22 protein-coding genes are annotated in these 19851 nt (G+C 38.9%); 18 read left to right on the forward strand and 4 right to left on the reverse strand.

All coding sequences use genetic code 11. From position 1 onward, the window contains the following. Positions 1-113: 113 nt before the first annotated feature. Complete coding sequence (locus AC5WOF_RS09240) at positions 114-1094, forward strand: hypothetical protein (protein ID WP_496049674.1); 981 nt, start codon at positions 114-116, stop codon at positions 1092-1094. A 362-nt stretch (positions 1095-1456) separates the two neighbouring features. On the opposite strand, the gene AC5WOF_RS09245 is transcribed toward AC5WOF_RS09240, so the two are convergent. Next, positions 1457-2833, reverse strand: a complete 1377-nt coding sequence (locus tag AC5WOF_RS09245; protein ID WP_496049675.1) for a helix-turn-helix domain-containing protein — start codon at positions 2831-2833, stop codon at positions 1457-1459. 412 nt (positions 2834-3245) lie between these two features. Here AC5WOF_RS09245 and AC5WOF_RS09250 point away from each other — a divergent pair, with 412 nt between their 5' ends. The 8 genes from AC5WOF_RS09250 (at position 3246) to AC5WOF_RS09285 (ending at position 7722) form a co-directional block, all read left to right on the forward strand. Continuing rightward, entirely contained in the window at positions 3246-3485 is a 240-nt protein-coding gene (locus AC5WOF_RS09250; RefSeq protein WP_496049676.1) for a hypothetical protein, read from the forward strand. Then, the gene (locus AC5WOF_RS09255; RefSeq protein ID WP_496049677.1) at positions 3482-3742 is read left to right on the forward strand and encodes a hypothetical protein; all 261 of its coding nucleotides are present in this window, start codon (positions 3482-3484) and stop codon (positions 3740-3742) included. Before AC5WOF_RS09250 ends, AC5WOF_RS09255 begins: the two co-directional genes overlap by 4 nt. A gap of 40 nt (positions 3743-3782) precedes the next feature. After that, on the forward strand, positions 3783-4178 hold the full coding sequence (locus tag AC5WOF_RS09260; RefSeq protein WP_496049678.1) for a hypothetical protein: 396 nt from the start codon (positions 3783-3785) through the stop codon (positions 4176-4178). 30 nt (positions 4179-4208) lie between these two features. Then, positions 4209-4670, forward strand: a complete 462-nt coding sequence (locus tag AC5WOF_RS09265) for an NUDIX hydrolase (RefSeq protein ID WP_496049679.1) — start codon at positions 4209-4211, stop codon at positions 4668-4670. Between the two features lie 341 nt (positions 4671-5011). After that, the gene (locus tag AC5WOF_RS09270; protein WP_496049680.1) at positions 5012-5200 is read left to right on the forward strand and encodes a hypothetical protein; all 189 of its coding nucleotides are present in this window, start codon (positions 5012-5014) and stop codon (positions 5198-5200) included. 104 nt (positions 5201-5304) lie between these two features. After that, positions 5305-5517 (forward strand): hypothetical protein, encoded by a 213-nt coding sequence (locus AC5WOF_RS09275; RefSeq protein WP_496049681.1) that lies wholly within the window; start codon positions 5305-5307, stop codon positions 5515-5517. 386 nt (positions 5518-5903) lie between these two features. Beyond that, positions 5904-7304, forward strand: a complete 1401-nt coding sequence (locus AC5WOF_RS09280; protein WP_496049682.1) for a hypothetical protein — start codon at positions 5904-5906, stop codon at positions 7302-7304. A gap of 19 nt (positions 7305-7323) precedes the next feature. Continuing rightward, positions 7324-7722, forward strand: a complete 399-nt coding sequence (locus tag AC5WOF_RS09285; protein ID WP_496049683.1) for an Imm1 family immunity protein — start codon at positions 7324-7326, stop codon at positions 7720-7722. Between the two features lie 166 nt (positions 7723-7888). On the opposite strand, the gene pepF is transcribed toward AC5WOF_RS09285, so the two are convergent. Together pepF and AC5WOF_RS09295 are read right to left on the reverse strand one after the other, a co-directional pair. Beyond that, positions 7889-9682: an oligoendopeptidase F gene (gene pepF / locus AC5WOF_RS09290; protein ID WP_496049684.1), complete on the reverse strand. Its 1794-nt coding sequence runs from the start codon at positions 9680-9682 to the stop codon at positions 7889-7891. Positions 9683-9848: 166 nt separating this feature from the next. Beyond that, positions 9849-10109: a hypothetical protein gene (locus AC5WOF_RS09295; RefSeq protein WP_496049685.1), complete on the reverse strand. Its 261-nt coding sequence runs from the start codon at positions 10107-10109 to the stop codon at positions 9849-9851. Between the two features lie 192 nt (positions 10110-10301). Here AC5WOF_RS09295 and accB point away from each other — a divergent pair, with 192 nt between their 5' ends. From accB to nusB, 4 genes are all read left to right on the forward strand, one after another. Further along, complete coding sequence (gene accB, locus AC5WOF_RS09300) at positions 10302-10784, forward strand: acetyl-CoA carboxylase biotin carboxyl carrier protein (protein ID WP_496049686.1); 483 nt, start codon at positions 10302-10304, stop codon at positions 10782-10784. 17 nt (positions 10785-10801) lie between these two features. Next, entirely contained in the window at positions 10802-12160 is a 1359-nt protein-coding gene (gene accC / locus AC5WOF_RS09305; RefSeq protein WP_496049687.1) for an acetyl-CoA carboxylase biotin carboxylase subunit, read from the forward strand. After that, entirely contained in the window at positions 12157-12549 is a 393-nt protein-coding gene (locus AC5WOF_RS09310; protein ID WP_496049688.1) for an Asp23/Gls24 family envelope stress response protein, read from the forward strand. The genes accC and AC5WOF_RS09310 overlap by 4 nt, the downstream gene beginning before the upstream one ends. A gap of 101 nt (positions 12550-12650) precedes the next feature. Next, positions 12651-13058, forward strand: a complete 408-nt coding sequence (nusB, locus tag AC5WOF_RS09315) for a transcription antitermination factor NusB (protein WP_496049689.1) — start codon at positions 12651-12653, stop codon at positions 13056-13058. On the opposite strand, the gene AC5WOF_RS09320 is transcribed toward nusB, so the two are convergent. After that, positions 13030-14208, reverse strand: a complete 1179-nt coding sequence (locus tag AC5WOF_RS09320; protein WP_496049690.1) for an endonuclease Q family protein — start codon at positions 14206-14208, stop codon at positions 13030-13032. The two genes, nusB and AC5WOF_RS09320, sit on opposite strands and share 29 nt — an antisense overlap. 82 nt (positions 14209-14290) lie before the next feature. Here AC5WOF_RS09320 and folD point away from each other — a divergent pair, with 82 nt between their 5' ends. From folD to dxs, 5 genes are all read left to right on the forward strand, one after another. Further along, on the forward strand, positions 14291-15139 hold the full coding sequence (folD, locus tag AC5WOF_RS09325) for a bifunctional methylenetetrahydrofolate dehydrogenase/methenyltetrahydrofolate cyclohydrolase FolD (RefSeq protein WP_496049691.1): 849 nt from the start codon (positions 14291-14293) through the stop codon (positions 15137-15139). After that, positions 15139-16476 carry an exodeoxyribonuclease VII large subunit gene (gene xseA, locus AC5WOF_RS09330; protein ID WP_496049692.1) on the forward strand — a complete coding sequence of 446 codons (1338 nt, stop codon included), beginning with the start codon at positions 15139-15141 and terminating at the stop codon, positions 16474-16476. Before folD ends, xseA begins: the two co-directional genes overlap by 1 nt. After that, a complete protein-coding gene (xseB, locus tag AC5WOF_RS09335) occupies positions 16473-16715 on the forward strand; it encodes an exodeoxyribonuclease VII small subunit (protein WP_496049956.1) in 243 nt (80 codons plus the stop codon). The genes xseA and xseB overlap by 4 nt, the downstream gene beginning before the upstream one ends. A gap of 192 nt (positions 16716-16907) precedes the next feature. Further along, positions 16908-17804, forward strand: coding sequence for a polyprenyl synthetase family protein (locus AC5WOF_RS09340; protein WP_496049693.1), 897 nt, complete (start codon positions 16908-16910; stop codon positions 17802-17804). A gap of 152 nt (positions 17805-17956) precedes the next feature. Next, a complete protein-coding gene (dxs, locus tag AC5WOF_RS09345; protein WP_496049694.1) occupies positions 17957-19843 on the forward strand; it encodes a 1-deoxy-D-xylulose-5-phosphate synthase in 1887 nt (628 codons plus the stop codon). Positions 19844-19851: the final 8 nt, after the last annotated feature.

Raw genomic sequence — 19851 nt, forward strand, 5'->3', positions numbered from 1 at the left:
ATAACGAGTGGGATATTCGCACAATAACAGGACTTAATTTTCATAATTTATCGTCTACATAAATGGGAATATATAGTACTATAGTAATAGTATGTGTTTGGAGGAGGGAAGCTATGGAGGAAAAGAAGGATTTGATGAATAAATCACCAAATGATAAATTGGTCAGATGGTTGAAGTTAACATCACTTGGGCTCATCTGTACAATTGGTGGCATTATTATTTACCAATATGCTCAGACTTATGCCCAATCTTCTACAGTTAAGCCGAGATTACAAACGACCTTAGTAGAAAGTTCTGTTGTTTCTAGAGAAGTAGAAAAGGAAATGATGGATACTCTTCCATCTCAAAGTGTGGAAAAGGAATTGGACGCAGGTCCTATATCTTACAAAGATACAGAGCAGCCATCAACCAATAGTAATCAAACTGCGACACCAGAAGCAAATAATCAAAGCTCAACAAAAGTAGAATCAAAATCAGATTCTTCTCCAGCAATTTCTTCTAAACAAGCATCAACACCAGCAGTAAAACCAGCAGTAAAACCAGCAGTAAAACCAGCAGTAAAACCAGCAGTAAAACCAACAAGTTTTGGAGGCTATGCAACAAGTATTGTACCGAAAACAAAACCAAAGCACCCAACCTCTAAACCAAAGCCAAAACCAAAGCCAAAACCAAAGCCAGAACCAAAGCCAAAACCAAAGCCAGAACCAAAGCCAGAACCGAAGCCAAAGCCAACACCGAAACCAAAGCCAGAACCGAAGCCAACACCAACACCAGAACCAAAACCAGAAAAATCTTGCGTTACTCTATATGAAGACATTCATTTTCGAGGCGCATCTATAACATTTTGTTCAAATGATAAAACTCTTGTAAACAACAAAAGTAAACATTTGAAATATGGCAAAAAAAATTGGAATGACGTGGCATCTTCTATAAAAGTTTCTGGTGATGGCAATGGAATCATTTTTTATCAAGATATCAAATTCGGTGGACGCAGCTGGAAGTTAAAACCCGGAGAAAAATTGTCTGATCTTACTAAGTACAAGCTTGGTAAAGGTACTTGGAATGATGTTATCTCATCGATTAAGATATTATAAGGTTCGTAAAAATATCCAATCCCTATTTTTAGATGATTGGATATTTTGCTATATTCCGCTTATATTTGATTCAAATGAAATCAGCTACATTAGACAAAGTGATAATGTAAGGGTATAAATTTTAGTGTTCTGGTGGATCAATGCCCATCATAATTATGCCCTCCTTTCGCTATCCCTCTGAATTGCCTTCATATATATTAGTTCTTATCATAAATGCTTTTTCCTCTTGCTTTTTACCTGATAAGATAAGTTAAGTAATGAAAAATAAATAGTAAATAATAAGAAAAATAGAGACTTAAGAAATATTCTTGAGTCTCTAAATGTGTAAGGGTATAAATTTTAATTTTCAGGTGGATCAGGGATCATCCTTTAACTCTCCTTTGATTCAATTTTTTTCTGATATGAAATAGTTTGATAGTATGCTTCTGGAATTTAGATTCATCTCCAATGCCTTCATAGCAAATACATAAGTCAGTCATTATTTCCGATTCCACGGATAGGAAATCGTTTTGCTGGGCAATTTCTTCTGCCTCTTTATACAGATCAATTGCCTCTGTATATAGCTTTTGCTGAATGTACCATTTTCCCATTGTCATCAATGATTCAGTCAATGCAAGATTATCTTTATATAATCTGCTAATCTTAATGGCTTCTTCGATATATTGTTTCGCATCTTGCAATTTATTCTGCTGAATCAGCAGTGTTCCAAGATAAACATAATGAAAAGGATAAAGAAATTCTTCTTTTACTTTTGGTCGGATATCTAACGCTTTAAAATAAAATTTTTCTGTGTTTTCATAATCTCCTATATTGTAATAAATTGTACCCATTGTTGTCCATAATGTAAAAACTCGATCAAAGTCATTATTTAACCATGCTATTCTTATCCCTTTTTCGCATTCTTCCACTGCTTTATAAGGCATTTCTAATTCATTTAACAGTTCTGCATGCATTCTGTACATTTTTACGATAACAGAAGTTCTGACATTTTGAAATACTTCGGAAGTGTTCTTGATTTCACTAATAGCAATTTTTAGTTCTTCAAGCGCTTGTAAAGCTTCTTCTTTACGATTTAAAGCCTCAAGGTAGATTGCTTTGTTAAGTAATAGGAAGTACTTACGGTATTTTCTTTTTCCCTCTTCAACAAAGGATTCTATCCCTTCCGTGACATATTGCAAAGCTTCCTTGTTTTGATTTAGGAAGTGTGCAATACTTCCAAGTTCATTGTAACATGCTGATTTGATATTTGAGAGTCTAAGCTCGGGGTGTTCGGTCAACTTTTCATCAATAAGTTTAATGGCTTCAAGAAGATGCTTTTGGGATTGGTTCCATTGCTTCTTTTCGAAATAGTATCTTCCGAAAAGATAATGACCAATGGGAGCTAGGGTGCTTTTTGCCTCAATATCGTAATAACGCTTTAATTGCGTTAGTTTTTCAAGAGCCTTATCTGGATTAGCAACGACTATCTCTTCAATTTCTAGTAAATCTATTTTGGCTTGTTTTTCTCTTTTTTCTAACTCACTAACAATGCCGAAGAGCTCATCTTTTATTCCTAAAAATTCGGCGTAACATACGATATTATCCTCTCTAGCTTTGTGACTCCCATTTTCTATATTACTGACAGTTGCTTCTGAAAGACCAGTGGCTTCTGCTACTTCTCGTTGGCGATATCCCTTATCTTTTCGTGTTTGACGAAAAATTTCTCCCATTTTTTCTTGGTTATAGATGAACTTTAGCAAAAAAAATCACTCCCATTTGATTTATTTTAAAGATGAATAAACAATTTTAAAATTTATTACGTGATTTGCTACATTTGATACTATTTAAATTTTTCCATTAAAGAAACATGCCATAATATTAAAATTGAAATTATATTCTGAATATTTTATAATGGACTTAAGATTTCAACAAGAAACGTATCAGGAGAAGCAAAATGAATGGATGTAAATCTTAAAAGTGATAGAAGTCCATGATTTACAGTATTAATATATAGCAATATATCAAAATTTGCTATATATATTTTTGGAATATTCAACTTTTTCTGGGCGTTAATTTTAAGTGGATTTGTTGTAATATCATTTTCTATTAAAGAATTGCGTTGCACTATAGCTTCTAAATCATAGTGTTGATGAAGGAGAGGGAGATGAGATGGTGAGTAAAGGAAATCTTGTTTTATCAATCGACGAGGAATTGAAAAATGTAATCACCTTGGCGTTGGTTAAGTATCAAAAAGAAGTAGAAGAAAAAATGATGGTACAGAGAAGCCAACTGCGAGCAGCTTTATTTCTAGAAAGAAAAGGACAGATACAAAGAGCTTTGCGGAAAATAAATCCCATTAACAAAAATTTACTTCCTTCACTAACAGTGGAGAAACAAGGAGGGACAAGGTGAATATGCGGAAAATGGATGGAAACTGCTCCATCAGCAGTATGACAATATCAGCTGACAAAAACAGCAATGCAGCAGCGAATAAAATCCAATTTTCTTTATCTTTTAAGCGGGTAAAACGGCAAGAGAATATTCAAGTTTGCTTGAAAACACCCAATGGTATCTTGGAACTTGTTATGAATGAAGTTCATAAAACGAAAATGTCTAATGGGATGATAATCGTTCACGGTAAAAGTTTTGATGAAAATAAATCATTGTAGTACCACTCTTTGACCTAAACAGGAAGGAGATAGTTGGTAAATGAACATCAATGATTCAGACACAAACAAATTCGAATTAAACCAAACACTAGAATTGGGTAAAGATTTAGCGGAATATTTCGTTTATTCATGTGATGAAGGGGAACATTACGTTTCTCTTATCACGAGGTTAAGAGAAGCACAAACGCGATCATCCATCATTGAGTCTATCTATGTACTCCTCAAATATGATCATCTTCAATTGAAATGTACGATGAAGAGAATGAATCGAGTCAAGATGGAGAGGTTATTAGCTTGGACGATTCGCGATTCATCAATAGCAAGTGCGATTGTTGGCGGAAGTTGCCCTGAACAAATTGAACAAAGTGTCAAGGCTAGTGGAATTTCACTTCAAAGGGAGACAGTGGACGGAATAAACAAACTATTGTTAAAATAACCATTCATTAGAATTCTGGAGTTGATATAATTGAGTAAAGAAAGATTCACAGCGCCCGTAACCATCTATTTGTTTTTCATCAAAAACGAAGAAATACTTCTTCTTCGTCGTTATAACACAGGCTATGAAGACGGGAACTATAGCGTGGTAGCAGGTCATCTGGACGGTGGGGAAACGGTTAAAGAAGCCGCTGTTCGCGAAGTAAAAGAAGAAGCTGGAGTAGATGTGACAGCGGAAAATGTTGAAATCGTTGGTGTTATGCACCGGAGAGCGGCAGATGAAAGAGTGGATTTCTTTGCGGTTGTGAAGGATTGGAGTGGAGAAATTCAAAATCTCGAACCGCATAAGTGTGATAATTTACAATTTTTCCCATTAAACAATTTGCCTTCCAATGTGATACCTTATATTTCAAGAGCTATTGAAAACTACAAAGAGAATCGATGGTTTGATAGCTATGGTTGGGAAGCTGAGAAATTAGTGCATCGTTCATAGTACATAAAGAGAGGCTTATAGGGATATTATAAGTCTCTTTTTGTGATGTGTATTATTAGTTATGAAGTTCATCGAAACGATCCTTTCCTTTTTCTCGTTTTCGAGATAATCCTTCTCTTTATTCCGTTTTGCTTCTATCCCTGTCAGATCAATTTCAAAAATCTGATTAAAATGAAAATGATTTCTTTTCAGAGTGAATAAAATGATATAATTAGGAAAAATCAGAAATAGGGATTTTGCATCCTTCTTTCAGAATAGATGCATAAAAATTACAATAAATAGAACTATTTGACTGATTAAACAACAACTCTGTCACAGGGTGATATAGGAAGGAGACAATCATGGAACAGGTGCTATTTTTTCAAAACGCTTTCTTAGGTGATCTACAGCAAGAAATAAATGACTGGATTGCAGCAAATCACGATGTGTATGAAATTTTGGATATTAAATTTGATTCCTATTATAAAACGCCGCATTATCCAGAAGCATATTATACAGCAATGATTATTTATGTGAAGAAGAACAATTAATCGTGGCAGAAGCACAATTTGACAACAAATAGGATTTATCTTACTTATTAGCCCTATTGTAGAGTATTACAAACTACGAAGCATCTTTGAGAGGAGAGTGCAGAATGAACAAGTGTAAAAGATGTGGTAAAAAGTACACCGTGAATTCTGCATACACAGCTTTTATTACTGCATTAGGAGTTCGTGGACATCACTTTGACTATTGTCTTGAGTGTTTGAAAAACGACGATGAGTATAGAGAATATTGCACGAATGTTTGGATAGTAACAGGAGTTGATATTTTCGCTTCCAGATTCTATCCATTAGAAGGGAACTAGAAGAATGTATAAATGTGAAATTCACATGCGTCTTTATTCCCGATCTTTTCAGAGATGGGTTTGTCATGAATGTAATTTGCCTTTTGTTCCTAAAGTCCACATACCTTTGATATTTGATAAAAAAAGCTATGGAATAAAATCTGTTCTTTATTCTATGGATGAACAAAAGTTTGTCATTGTGAGTTACGATTACGATTTTTATTCAGATGAAGAAAAATGTAAAAAAACGGTAGAAGAGTACGTAAGAAATGGATGAAACATAAGTGATATCGATCCTGAGCGCAGTAAGTGGTGAAAAAACTTAATAGTTGGAAAATGAACCGCATTTGTGCAATTGTTAGCAACCACTGTTTTGAATGTAAGAACTATGTATGAAGGAGGATTTGATGAATAAGAAGAAAATTTTCCAGCGTATTGTGCGATTTGCATGTATTTTGGTTCTTACTTTTAGTTTATTAGCAGGATGCACTCCGACAGCAGACAAAGTTGCATCCCAAAAATTTGTTCCTTACACACAGAGTCAGATCGATTCAACGAACTTTAACTACAATTTTCTGAGCCTTGTGAATCAAAGATATGCCATTGATCTTAATGTCCAATTTCCTGTAACGCTTTCAAATTACCAAAAAATTAACGAAGAGCTTCAACAGAAGGTACTTTCTGGAGAACTTAAGCCCGATCAAATTCAAAATGAATATGTAAAAATAATTAACAATCAACTTGTTGACTTTGCAAACAAGAAACAAAAATATATTCAAGAAATAAATAAAAAAGCTTTTTTATTACAAAGTGACATAGGAAAGTTACCTAAAAAGGACCAACTTACAGCAAAACAGGCATTAAACGATTTCATTACCGTTACCAACGATGAAATCAAAATGTATCAACAATTACCGGAAGTTTTAAAAAGCAGTATAGATATTGGAAAGAAAACCACGAAAGCAAATGAACCTTCCAATGCTGTAAGCAAATTCTTTGGTACTACTCCAGTGTATGCTGAAGAAAAAAGTGAGAATTGTCAATGTTCGGTAACTACGGAATACCTCAATCCCCAACTAAAGAAAATCACCACCCTTTGTATTTGTAAAATCTATATCGAGTATCAAAAAAAAATCAAAAAAGTTATTAAGGATGAACAAACATTTGCAAAATCGCTGGCTAAATTTCTTGAGTTTGTAGCACAAAATGTGAAACCAATAGCAATAAGCAAAGGAAAATTTCAGACAAAAGATGGTGCGATTATTCAGGGACAAGTAATTAAAAAAGTGAATAATGTACCTAAAATACGCCCTGCTCCTGAAAAAATGGACTTGAATACGGTTGCCAAAGTACGACATGAGCTAGGGATACCAGCAATTGGAGATGATTACGTTTTAAAGGAATTAAAATACTTGAAAGCGGAACAGACAGTTGCCGTTTTAAAAGCGGATGGAGTACAAGTATGGGGAAGAAACGGTTGGGGGGCTGACCAGGGTGGATACAAATCAATGAGGACAGCTTGGTTAAAAAGTGGTGGCCAAAGAAGTATGAGTGCTACAAATAATCAAACCGTTTTCCATGCGGAAGGAGATGCTTTTTGGAATCTATACCAATACAGGAAGCAACACAACATACTAGGCGGAACAGCAACTTTAGTGGTAGACCGCCCATTTTGTACCGCTTGTGGTGACTCGAGAGGAGTACAGCAACTAGTTGAAGAAGTTGGGTTAGACAAGTTAATTGTGATCACACCATCAGGAAAAGAAACTATAACACCTAGACCTGGTAAGCAAAGAAAGACTTGGTAAACAAAAAAGGAGTTTCTAAATGGAAAAGTGGACTTTAAACATAGAAGGAAAATCCCAAACGATAGATAACCCTAGCTGGGAACAGATTTATCAAGTGTTAACACATATAGATGGCGAGACATTTACTCAAGCAGATCTCAAATTAACAGGGACCGGATTTTTAATGATTTGGGGTGGGGATTTGATAGAGGACAGACAGGTGTACGCTGTAGAGTACTATCCAGAAGATGATCAACTAGGGACTAGCCAACTAGTGAATCCACATGTTACTCCAAATGATGAATATCTTTATATTACAGTAGAACAAATAGGAATTGATTTTCCAGCAGAATATTGTGTTGAATTCCCTGATGTTGTAGCGGCATTTAAACACTTTTTTGAAACGGGAAAATTAAGCCAAGATTTGATTTGGGATTAACAGTCTCTAAAATGCAGTTAATTTCGTTTATTTGTGGTCAGCTCCCAGCTTTTTTATTTTATGGATATAAACTCTGAAATTCTGCTAATGGAAAGCACCCCCTAAGAATAGATTTGATGACCTAAAGGGTTATCATGGTCTATTTTAGAGGGTGTGTATTTTTTATTTATAACAATTCTTCTAGTTCATCCAAGTAGCCTTCATAAACATCAAATGCAGAGCGGATGGGGTCAGGTTTGGTCATATCTACACCCGCGCGCTGCAAGACTTCGATCGGGCCTGCGGAACTACCAGATGACAAGAACGTGAGATAGCGGTCAACTGCTGGTCTGCCCTCTTCTAAGATTTGTTTGGCAAGTGCGGTAGCTGCACTCGTCCCTGTTGCGTATTGATACACATAGAAATCATAGTAAAAATGAGGGATTCGAGACCATTCTAGGCCGATTTGTTCATCCACGATGATGTCAGTGCCAAAATATTTTTGGTTTAGTTCATAGTAGATTTTGGTCAATGTATCAGCAGTCAATGCTTCCCCATTTTGTGCTCGTTGATGGATGATGAGTTCAAATTCAGCGAACATCGTCTGACGGAAGACCGTTCCGCGGAATTTATCTACTTGATGATTTAATAGGTAGAGTCGGTCATTTCGGTCTTTTGTAGTTTGAAGCAGGTAGTCTCCTAAAATTGCCTCATTACAAGTAGAAGCTACTTCTGCAACAAAGATGGAATAATCTCCGTAAACATAAGGTTGAGTTTTCCGTGTGTAATAGCTGTGCATGGAGTGTCCCATTTCATGCGCGAGGGTAAACATGTTATCCATACTATCTTGCCAGTTTAATAACACAAATGGGTTCGTACCATAGGTACCAAAAGAATATGCGCCACTGCGTTTTCCTTGGTTTTCATATACATCGATCCAACCATCACGAAAAGCTTGGTGCAAGGTATTGCTATACTCTTTTCCTAGTGGAGAAAGCCCAGTGATGACGATGTCTTTGGCTTCATCATAAGTGATCTTTTTTGGTGTGTGCTGGATAAATGGAGTGTAGAGATCATACATATGAAGCTTTTTCACACCCATTGCTTTTTTTCGGAGATTGATATAGCGGTGCAGCAAAGGTAAGTTTTCATGAACGATCGCGATTAATTGATCGTACACTTTTTCTGGAATATTGTAACCGCTGAGTGACCGCTGCCGAGCAGAATCATAGTGTCGTAAGCGAGCGATGAGATTGTGTTTTTTTACATGAGAAGAAAGGGTACTTGCAAATGTATTTTTTAACCCGCCATAGGTTTCATAGATAGCATGAAAAGTATCTTTACGAACGCGATCATCCGTATTTTCCAAGAGTTGAATCATCCGGCCATGAGTGATCTCGATTTCTTCCCCATTCTCATCTTTGATGGTAGGGAACTTGATATCGGCGTTATTGAGTAAACCATATGTATTCCGTGATGCACCTAACACTTCACTAGCTTCCGCGAGCAGAGCTTCTTCTTTGGCAGATAATACATGTGGACGGAAACGATCCAATTCTTCCAGTTCATAAGCATATAGCTGTAATTTTGGCTCTGATTGTAAAAATTTCTGAATCGTGTTTGCTGGTATAGCCAATATTTCTGGACGCATATAAGAAAGTGCACTGCCTGCTTCTGTCGTCAAGCTGGTGGCGCGATCGTTGAATGCTTGATAGTGGGAATTGGTCGTGTCTTGATCGTAACGCATACGGGCATAGACAAATAGTTTGCCGATGCGCTGGGAAAGTTCATCTCGAGTGGAAAGTGCTTGATAAAACGTAGAAGCAGAGTCTGCCAGTTTTCCTTCAAACTGACGTAAGTTTGGAATCAATTTCTTTACGGCAGCAAATTCTGCTTCCCAAGCATCATCAGTAGGGAAAATCGTTTCTAATTTCCACTGAGTAGCTTTGTCTTGCTCAGAACGTAATGGTAATTTGGACATCAAAGGGTCCTCCTAAAGGGTGAAAATATGGTCATTTACTTTATTTATTATAGCAGAGTGGAAGCAGAAATTAGAAAACTGACCCGATATTGGGTCAGTTTATTTTTAATTTGGTGGGGAACCGTCTGTGCACTTCTGTCGCCAGAAGTGCACAGACGGTAAGGGGTTACTTCTTCTTGAACGGCCTCTTCGCCCAGAGGTCTCGGCCGCCACCCTTCCAGACCGCGACACCGAGCACGATCAAACCGATGATTACGAAGAAGTCCCTCATGTCACTCTGAGTGACATCGGGAACGTTCATCCAGATCAGCAGCTTGCCCAGCCACCAACCTATCTGACCCCATATCCAGAGGTACAGCGTGATCGGCAGCATCAGTACCCTCGCGATGGACGAAGCGAGCGGCGAGGACGGTCCAAAGATGTTCATAATTCCCCTTCCCACAAAAACGATGTTTCCATCGAGTAACTTCATCATAATAGAGAAATATTTAAATTTCAACATATTTACTTTAATAATAAAATGAATCATAAAAATGTATCATCTTACTTCTACACTAGCCTTTTCCAACAAAAATGGATATGATAAGGACGTAATGTTTTCAAGGAGGAAAAAGGCACAATGACATTAAAAATGCATGAAATACGTGAACTTATTCGTTTAATTGATGAATCTTCTATTGATGAATTTGAGCTTGAAAAAGATGGAGAGAAAGTAGCGATTAAGAAGGCAAAAGCAGAAGTGATCACTGGACAAGTTACCGCACCTGTTCCTTTTGTGCCACAAGCCGTTGCCCCAGTACAAGTAGCAGAGGCAACGACACCAGCTGTATCTACCCCTGCTGAGGAATCAACAGACAGCAACTTACATAAAATTGTTTCACCAATGGTAGGGACGTTTTATCGTGCGTCTTCTCCAGATTCCGATCCTTATGTAAAAGAAGGAGATGCCATCAACAGTAACTCAGTAGTCTGTATTGTCGAAGCTATGAAGTTGATGAATGAGCTAGAAGCAGAAGTAAGTGGTACCATTGAGAAAGTACTAGTAGAGAATGGACAGCTAGTAGAGTATGGTCAAGCCCTATTTCTTGTGAAACCTTCTTAGGGAAGGAGGAGACAATGATGTTTAAAAAAATATTAGTAGCCAACCGTGGAGAGATTGCGGTTCGAATTATTCGAGCATGCCGTGAGCTCGGGATTGCGACTGTTGCCATTTATTCCGAAGCAGATCGAGAAGCTCTCCATGTAACCCTTGCAGATGAAGCATATTGTGTCGGTCCAGCAATGTCCCGTGACAGCTATCTGAACATGACCAATATTATGAGTGCTGCAACATTGTTAGAAGTCGATGCGATTCATCCAGGTTACGGTTTTTTGGCAGAAAACGCTGCTTTTGCAGAGTTATGTGCCAGCTGTAATATTATCTTTATCGGTCCATCTCCAGAAGCGATTGTTAAAATGGGAGACAAAACAACTGCACGGGAAACGATGATGGATAGCGGTGTACCAGTTGTACCGGGTACCGAAGGTGTCATCAAAGATATCCAAGTAGCATTGGAAACAGCCAAAGAAATCGGTTTCCCTGTTATCGTCAAAGCGACGGCTGGCGGTGGCGGAAAAGGAATGCGAGTCGTATACAGCGAAGAAGAACTAGTGAATGCAGTGAATCTCGCACAGAAAGAAGCAGAAGCTAACTTTGGAAATCCCGGTGTATACTTGGAAAAATTCCTTGTCGAACCTCGGCATATTGAGATTCAAGTTTTAGCAGACAATCATGGCAATGTCATTCATCTTGGGGAAAGAGATTGTTCGATTCAACGGCGTTATCAAAAATTGATCGAGGAAGCTCCATCTCCTGCAATTTCTCCCGAAATAAGAGAAAAGATGGGTCAAGCTGCGATTTCAGCAGCAAAATCAGTAAACTATTCCGGAGCAGGTACCATTGAATTTCTATTTGATCGTGACCAAAACTTTTATTTTATGGAGATGAATACTCGAATTCAAGTAGAACACCCTGTTACAGAGTTAATTACTGGTGTAGACTTAGTAAAAGAGCAAATTTTAGTAGCAGCAGGACATCCGTTATCTGTCACTCAAGAAGATATCCAAATCAATGGTTGGGCTATTGAATGTCGCATTAATGCGGAACGACCAGAGAAAAACTTCCTTCCTTCTCCTGGGACGATACAATTTTATCTGCCTCCCGGTGGAACAGGTGTGCGAGTTGATAGCGCATGTTATCCGGGGTATACTATTACCCCCTACTACGATTCAATGGTTGCGAAATTGATCGTTTGGGGTAAAGATCGAAATGAAGCTGTTGCGAGAATGAGCCGGGCACTTACTGAATTTGCTATTCAGGGAGTGCATACCACCATTCCTTTCCATATCAAAATGATGTCTCAACCTAACTTTGTAGAGGGAGATTTTCATATTCAGTTTTTGGAAGGGATAAACTTGTTCGAAGAAGGTGAAATATGATGGAACGTGTAGGGCCTTTAGGAAAAGTGGAGATTGCACCAGAAGTGCTTGAGATAATAGCTGGAATGGCAGCTTCTAAAGTGGAAGGTGTCAGTGGCATGAAAGGTGGGGTAGTCGGAGATATCAACCAACTACTCGGACGTAAAAACTTACGACAAGGTATTCAAGTAGCTTTAGACGAGCAAACTGCCATTCAAGTATCGATCATTGTCGAATATGGATACCATATTCCTAACGTCGGTCAAGAAGTGCAAGAACAAGTAAAATCAGCAATTGAAGCGATGACAGGTATTGTTGTGGATCAAGTTATCGTTCAAGTAGAAGGAATTCGTGTTCCACAACCTGAGAAACCGAAAGAGAAACAAGAGAAGCCAAATCGTTTAAAATAAGGATTGTTATGCAAAAAAGTGTTGGTTCTTTTGTACTATAAAAGATTGTTATAAAGATACCGAGCCTTTTGGCTCGGGATTTTTTTGGAGGTGAAAGACCTATGAGTCGTCGGTTAGTTCGTGAGCTCGTTATTCAACGCCAATATCAACAATTAGTGCACCCCGAAGATCAGGGGGATATTTTTGCACCGAATGAAGCAAAGCTTTCTAGTGAGGATAAAAGTTACTATGAGATCGTGCGAAATGGAATAACAACACATATGGAAGAGATTGATCCTTACATCCGTCGGTATGTAAAAAGCGGATGGTCACTCGATCGTCTTTCCATCGTTGATCGAGCAGTTCTCCGTTTGGCAGTTTATGAATTGCTCTATCAAAAGGATATCCCTTCCAAAGTCGTTGTGAATGAAGCAATAGATTTGGCAAAAGCATTTAGTGGTGAAGAAGCTGGACGTTTTGTAAATGGTATTCTCGGCAAGATTATTGCTGAGTTAGAGGTGAAGAAATAACTTTTCCAAATGTCCCTCCTCCCCCTCTTTCTACTGCTAAGTTATTTTTGCGTGCTCGATCGATATAATCTGCTAACGTAACATTTGTTACTTTGGCAATTTCCTCAATCGGTGCATGATGCAAAATATTCATTTCCGATCCAAAATGCGATATAAGCTTGGAAATAGTTTTCTGACCTACTTTCGGAATAAAAGCTAAAGGTATTTGGTGGATATAGGGTGGACGGTTTTTTGGAGATGTAGAAAGTTGATCTCTTATCATTTCAATACGATCTTTTACTCCAGTCACTTCTTTGATGCTGCCACAATTAGGACAGGTCTCTTTGGCTGTCTCTTTTTGAAGCTCACAGACCAGGCAAAAAGTTTGATAATATTTGCCTAATCGTGGATTTAGTCCATAATTGGCAACAATTTTTCTGCCTCTCTTTTGTTGCAGCACATACGTAAATTCTTGGAAACTAGGTTCTTTTACCAAAAATTCATTGTACTCTCTTCCGATTTTTGGGAGGGAATGAGCATCTGAATTTGTTAAAAATGGTAGAGATGCTAATTCGCTGATCTGATCTGCCATTAAGGTATCTGCACTCAATCCTATCTCCACTGCGTCTAGTAAAGATAGATCCAATAGATTTCTGATGGAAGTTGTCGCACTTCCGTATAGACTTTTAAAAGGAGTAAAAATATGTGCAGGTACCACTAAACCTTGCAAGCTTTTTACTTTAGCCATGAAAGCCGATACAGGTTGATAGAGCCGCTGGGTGCTGAGTTGGACATTTTTCATATGCAATTCCAGCCATGCTGTAAACTGTTTGATTGACTTTAGCGTTGGAAAGTAAGCCAACATGTGAAAAGGAGCCGTATTCGGTTCCCTGCACTCTACTTCGACTCCCAGCAAACAAACCGTATTTTGATATACAATTCCGCCATCTGGATGTTCTTGATAGATACCTTCGGCAAGGCCAGCTTGAATTTCTGCTTGAACAGGCGGAGAATGCGCATCGATAATACCAATCATAGACAAGCCTTTATTTCCACTTGCCTCTTTTACGACATGACGGAAGGTCATATTACGGGCAGCAGTTATTTTCACAGGTAAATTGCTTTCGGTTCTTCCTAGGTGGATATGAAGGTCAGCAAATATCCGGTTCATCTTCTACTCCTCCTAGCTAAATAGTTACATGTTTCCAAACAAATGGTAAACTATAGATATTATATAAAGAGGTGAAACAAGAATGCCAGCAAAAATTATTAGTGGAAAACAAATAGCAGCAGATATTCGTCAAGAGTTAAAAGCAGAAGTAAGTGAGTTGAGGAAAAATCAGATTTTTCCTAAATTAGTAGTAGTTTTAGTAGGAAATCATCCTGCGTCTGAATCTTATGTCAAAGGAAAAATCCGTGCAGCCGAAGAGATTGGTATGGAGTCTGTTTTGATTCGTTTAGAAGAGACGATCAGTGAACAAGAACTATTGGATAAAGTAGAGAAGTTGAACCAAGATACTACTGTTCATGGGATATTGGTTCAACTTCCATTGCCAAAACAAATTTCAGAGCAGCGCATCATTGAAGCAATTGCTGCGGAAAAAGATGTCGATGGTTTCCATCCTGAGAGTGTTGGCCGGATGGTGATAGGGTTAGAGACCTTTTTGTCTTGTACACCACAGGGAATCATCGAGTTACTTGAAAGAACCGATGTGCCTATCCAAGGAAAACATGCTGTTGTAGTGGGCAGAAGTAATATTGTAGGAAAACCTGTAGCCATGCTGTTATTGCAGAAAGATGCGACGGTGACCATCTGTCACTCAAAAACAAGTGATTTAGCAGCTATTACCAAACAAGCAGATATTTTGATCGCTGCAGTAGGACGTGCAGAAATGATCACACGTGATCATGTAAAACCTGGTGCAGTCGTCATTGATGTTGGGGTGAATAGAACGGAAGAAGGATTAGTTGGAGATGTTAAGTTTGATGAAGTAAGCGAAATTGCATCTGCGATCACACCAGTTCCGGGTGGTGTGGGCCCTATGACAATTACTATGTTAATGGCGAACACGATTGAATCTGCAAAAAGGCATGCAAGATAATGGCCAAAGAGGTATGGACGGTACGCCAGTTAGTAGCCCATCTTACCTCACTTGTTACCAAAGATCCTAAGTCACAGTCACTTCGGGTTGAAGGTGAAATTTCTAACTTTACTCATCATGCAAGCGGCCACATGTACTTTACTTTAAAAGATGAATCAGCGAGAATGCGGGTTGTCTTTTTTGCTCGGTTTGCTAGATATTTGTTGTTTAAACCGAAAAATGGAGATAGAGTTACAATTCGTGGACAGCTTGATGTGTATGATCGTGATGGACAAGTGCAGATTCGGGCGTTGGAAATGCGAAACAGCGGTCAAGGAGATTTGTTTACCCGATTTCAATCTCTCAAAGAACAGTTAGAGAAAGAAGGGGTTTTCCATCGCGAGAAACTTCCTTTACCTCCTCATCCAAAGCGGATTGGCTTAATCACTTCGCCACATGGAGCGGCTGTCAGAGATATGGTCACTACTTTGCAACGTCGTTATCCACAAGCAAATGTTTTACTCTACCCTGTACAAGTTCAGGGCGATGTGGCAGCTTGGGAAATTTCACAAGCTATTGAAGAAATGAATCGACGGGTTGAAGTGGATGTGTTGATTGTTGGGCGTGGTGGAGGCTCGATTGAAGAATTATGGGCTTTCAATGAGGAAATCGTCGTAAGGAGTATTGCAAATTCTACCATCCCGATTATTTCTGCTGTTGGTCATGAAACAGATACGACACTCAGTGATTTTGCAGCGGATGTTCGGGCTGCTACTCCAACTGCAGCAGCAGAGTTAGCTGTGCCGAATCAAGAAGACTTAAAGATGAGATTTTCCTCTCTTGCTTCGAGATTAGCTCTACTGCCTAAAAAGCTGCTAGATTCTCGTCGTACTGAGGTTAATCGACTGATAGAACGACCGATTTTTCAGCATCCCAATCGTAAATTGATCCCTCACCAAGAGAAATTTCAATACTTGACAAAGCGATTGAACCAAACGTTAGCAACCAATTATTCGAGAGAGGATCGAAGATTAGAACGATTTATTCACCAACTGGAATCTCGCCAGCCTCGAACACAAGTTGCAAATGCTAAGGCTAAATTGGAACGAATTTCGAGGGAGAAAGACTATTTGTTTCAGCAATCACTGGAACAGAAAGAGAAGCGATTTGAAAGACTTATTACACGTTTAGAATCGGTAAGCCCTCTCGCTGTAATGAAACGGGGATATTCATTAGTATATCGTTTATCTGGAAATGAGTTAGTTACCTCTGCTGAACAAGTGAACCCTGGCGATTTGATTGATGTACAACTCGCAGAAGGGAAATTAAAGTGTCAGGTATGGAAGAAGGAGGAATGAACATGAGCGATTTAACTTTTGAACAGGCAATGGAGCGATTGGAAGAAGTTGTAGCCCAATTGGAACATGGTGATATCCCTTTGGAAGAAGCGATTAAGTTATATGGAGAAGGTACAAAGTTAGCAGGCATTTGTCGTAAGAAGTTGGACTGGGCAGAGCAACAAGTGGAAATATTGGTAGAAGAGAACGGTGAATGGACGAAAAAGCCATTTCAGCCTATTCGAGAAGAAAATACATAAGTGCCTGTTGCATGATTCAACGCAAAAATGCATATGTGATTGGGAGCGTCCTTTGTGTTTTTTCGTAGGCAGTCGCGGAAAACACATATATCAAACGACTTAATCCAGTGTTCCAATCTATTCGTGCAAAAATTTTACAAATGAGCGTAGATGTTTTTCGAATGATGTGCGTGAGGAAGGAAGATTACGATCATGACAGAGGCAAGAACATACATAAAAAATATGGCAGAAATAGTTCATCAAGAGCTGGATACCATTAGTATGGAATGGACAAGTATCCCTGCCACACTGCAAAAAGCAATGCGCTATTCCTTACTCGCAGGTGGAAAGCGGATCCGCCCTGTTCTTACCATTGCTACAACAGAAGCACTAGGAGGAAGCATAGAAACGGCTTTCCCTTTTGGCTGTGCGATTGAAATGATCCATACCTATTCTTTAATTCATGATGATTTACCAGCGATGGATGATGATGATTATCGCCGCGGAAAGTTGACGAACCATAAAGTGTTCGGGGAAGCAATGGCTATTCTTGCAGGAGATGGTTTATTGACCGAGGCCTTCGGGTTGATCGCAAAAGGAGCAAGAGAAGCTCATTTACCTGCTGGCGTTTCTCTCGATTTAATTCAAGAAGCAGTGCGGTATGCAGGTACACAGGGCATGATCAATGGTCAGGTGCAAGACATGGAAAGTGAATCCAAATCCATTACATTAGATGAATTGGAAGAAATACATCGTCGGAAAACAGGTGATTTAATTACTTATTCTATACGAGTTGGAGCATTAATTGCTGGAGCAAAACAAGAAACATTAGAAGCATTGATGACTTTTTCTTATCAGTTGGGATTGGCATTCCAAATTCAAGACGATATATTGGATGTGGTTGGAGACCAAGAAGTCATCGGAAAACCTGTTGGTAGTGATGAACATAATAGGAAGGCTACATATCCATCCTTACTTGGATTAGATGAGTCGAGAAAAAGATTACAAGATTGTATTCACATCGCACGTGGATCGATTCAGAATAGAGAAGACTTAGATCCAACTCGGTTATTGGAGCTAGCAGATTATTTACTCTTACGGGACAGGTAAGGCTTACCTATGCTATAATGTATTTCAAAATCTAGTAATTTGAACACCTTTTTGTGACCAAAGATACATAGAAACGTTCATCGTTACCGGTCTTCAAATAGACCGGCATTTTTCTGAACGAATATACAACTATGAAAGCGAGGCGGTCTTTCTTGCTCCTCGAGCAGATCCAAACACCTACAGACTTAAAGAAATTATCGGAGGATCAACTTCCTCAGTTGGCGGAAGAAATAAGGCAGTTTCTCATTAACAGTCTGTCCAGTACAGGTGGTCATTTAGCATCAAACCTTGGTGTAGTAGAATTAACAATTGCCCTGCACTATTTATTTAACAGTCCAAATGATAAGTTTTTATGGGACGTAGGTCATCAAGCCTATGTACACAAATTATTAACTGGACGAGGAGACAAATTCTCCACTCTTCGGCAATACAAAGGTCTTTGCGGATTTCCTAAGATGAGTGAAAGTGAGCATGATGTATGGGAGACAGGGCACAGTAGTACTTCTTTATCTGGAGCGATGGGAATGGCTGCTGCTCGAGATATCAAAGGGGAAAGTAACAAAGTAGTAGCGATAATTGGGGATGGTGCGCTAACAGGTGGTATGGCTCTAGAAGCACTTAACCATATCGGTCAAGAACAAAAAGATTTAATTGTCATTTTAAATGATAATGAAATGTCTATTAGTCCTAATGTAGGTGCATTACATAACTACTTGGGTAGACTACGTACTCATCGCCATTACAACAAAATGAAGGCAGAAGTAGAACAAGTACTGAAAAAAATCCCTACTATTGGGGGGCCAGTGGCAAAAACACTAGAACGAGTAAAAGACAGCATTAAATTTTTATTGGTTTCAGGTGTGCTTTTTGAAACGCTTGGTTTTACTTATCTAGGTCCAGTTGATGGTCACCATATGGATGAACTAATGGAGTGTTTGCGTCAAGCTGAAAATACAAAGGGACCTGTACTTGTGCATGTTATTACGAAAAAAGGCCAAGGATATAAACCAGCAGAAGACGATTCAGTCAACTTCCACGGCGTAGGGACTTATAAAATTGAGTCGGGTGCTTTTCAAAAGAAAAAGGCTAATGCTCCTGCTTATCCAGCCGTATTTGGAGAAACAATGATCAAACTTGCTGCGAAAAATCAAAAGATCGTCGCTATCACACCAGCTATGATCACAGGTTCTAAATTGGACAAATTTCAGCAAACCTATCCAGAGCGTTGTTTTGATGTAGGAATTGCAGAGCAGCATGCCACAACATTTGCAGCGGGGTTAGCGACACAAGGGTTGAAGCCTGTGCTAGCCATCTATTCGACTTTTTTACAGCGTGGATATGATCAATTGATTCACGATGTTTGCCGCCAACATTTAAATGTTGTTTTTGCAGTTGATCGAGCTGGTTTTGTTGGGGAAGATGGCGAGACACACCAAGGTGTATATGACATCAACTTCATGCGCTCTCAACCCGGATTAGTGATCATGATGCCAAAAGATGAAAACGAATTACAACATATGCTTTATACTGCTACCCAATACGAATCAGGGCCGATTGCGGTGAGATACTCCAAAAGTGAAGGCGAAGGAGTTCCGATGGATGAGGACTTTCAATTGATCCCGATCGGAAAATCGGAAACAATTCGAGAAGGGAATCATGTGGCAATTCTTGCGTTCGGAAACATGGTTTCTGTAGCTGTAGAAGCAGCAGAACAACTGGCCGAAGAAGGAATTCAAGCGAAAGTGGTCAATGCTCGTTTTGCAAAGCCCTTAGATGAAGAACTGTTGCTCTCTATCCATCAAGAGGGATTGCCCATCATCACAGTCGAAGAGGGCTCCAAAATTGGTGGTTTTGGCAGCGCCGTATTGGAGTTTTTCGCGGAACAAAACAAAAATCAGCGAGTGTCTATCCTCGGTGTACCTGATTACTATGTAGAACATGGCAGTGTCAGTGAACAACGAGCAGAAATTGGTTTGACAGCTGAGGGGATTTGCGAGATTGCAAGGAAAAGTTGTGTCCCTGATATTCAAAAGATCTGAGGTAATCG

This window comes from Shimazuella sp. NTD250, assembly GCF_059510375.1.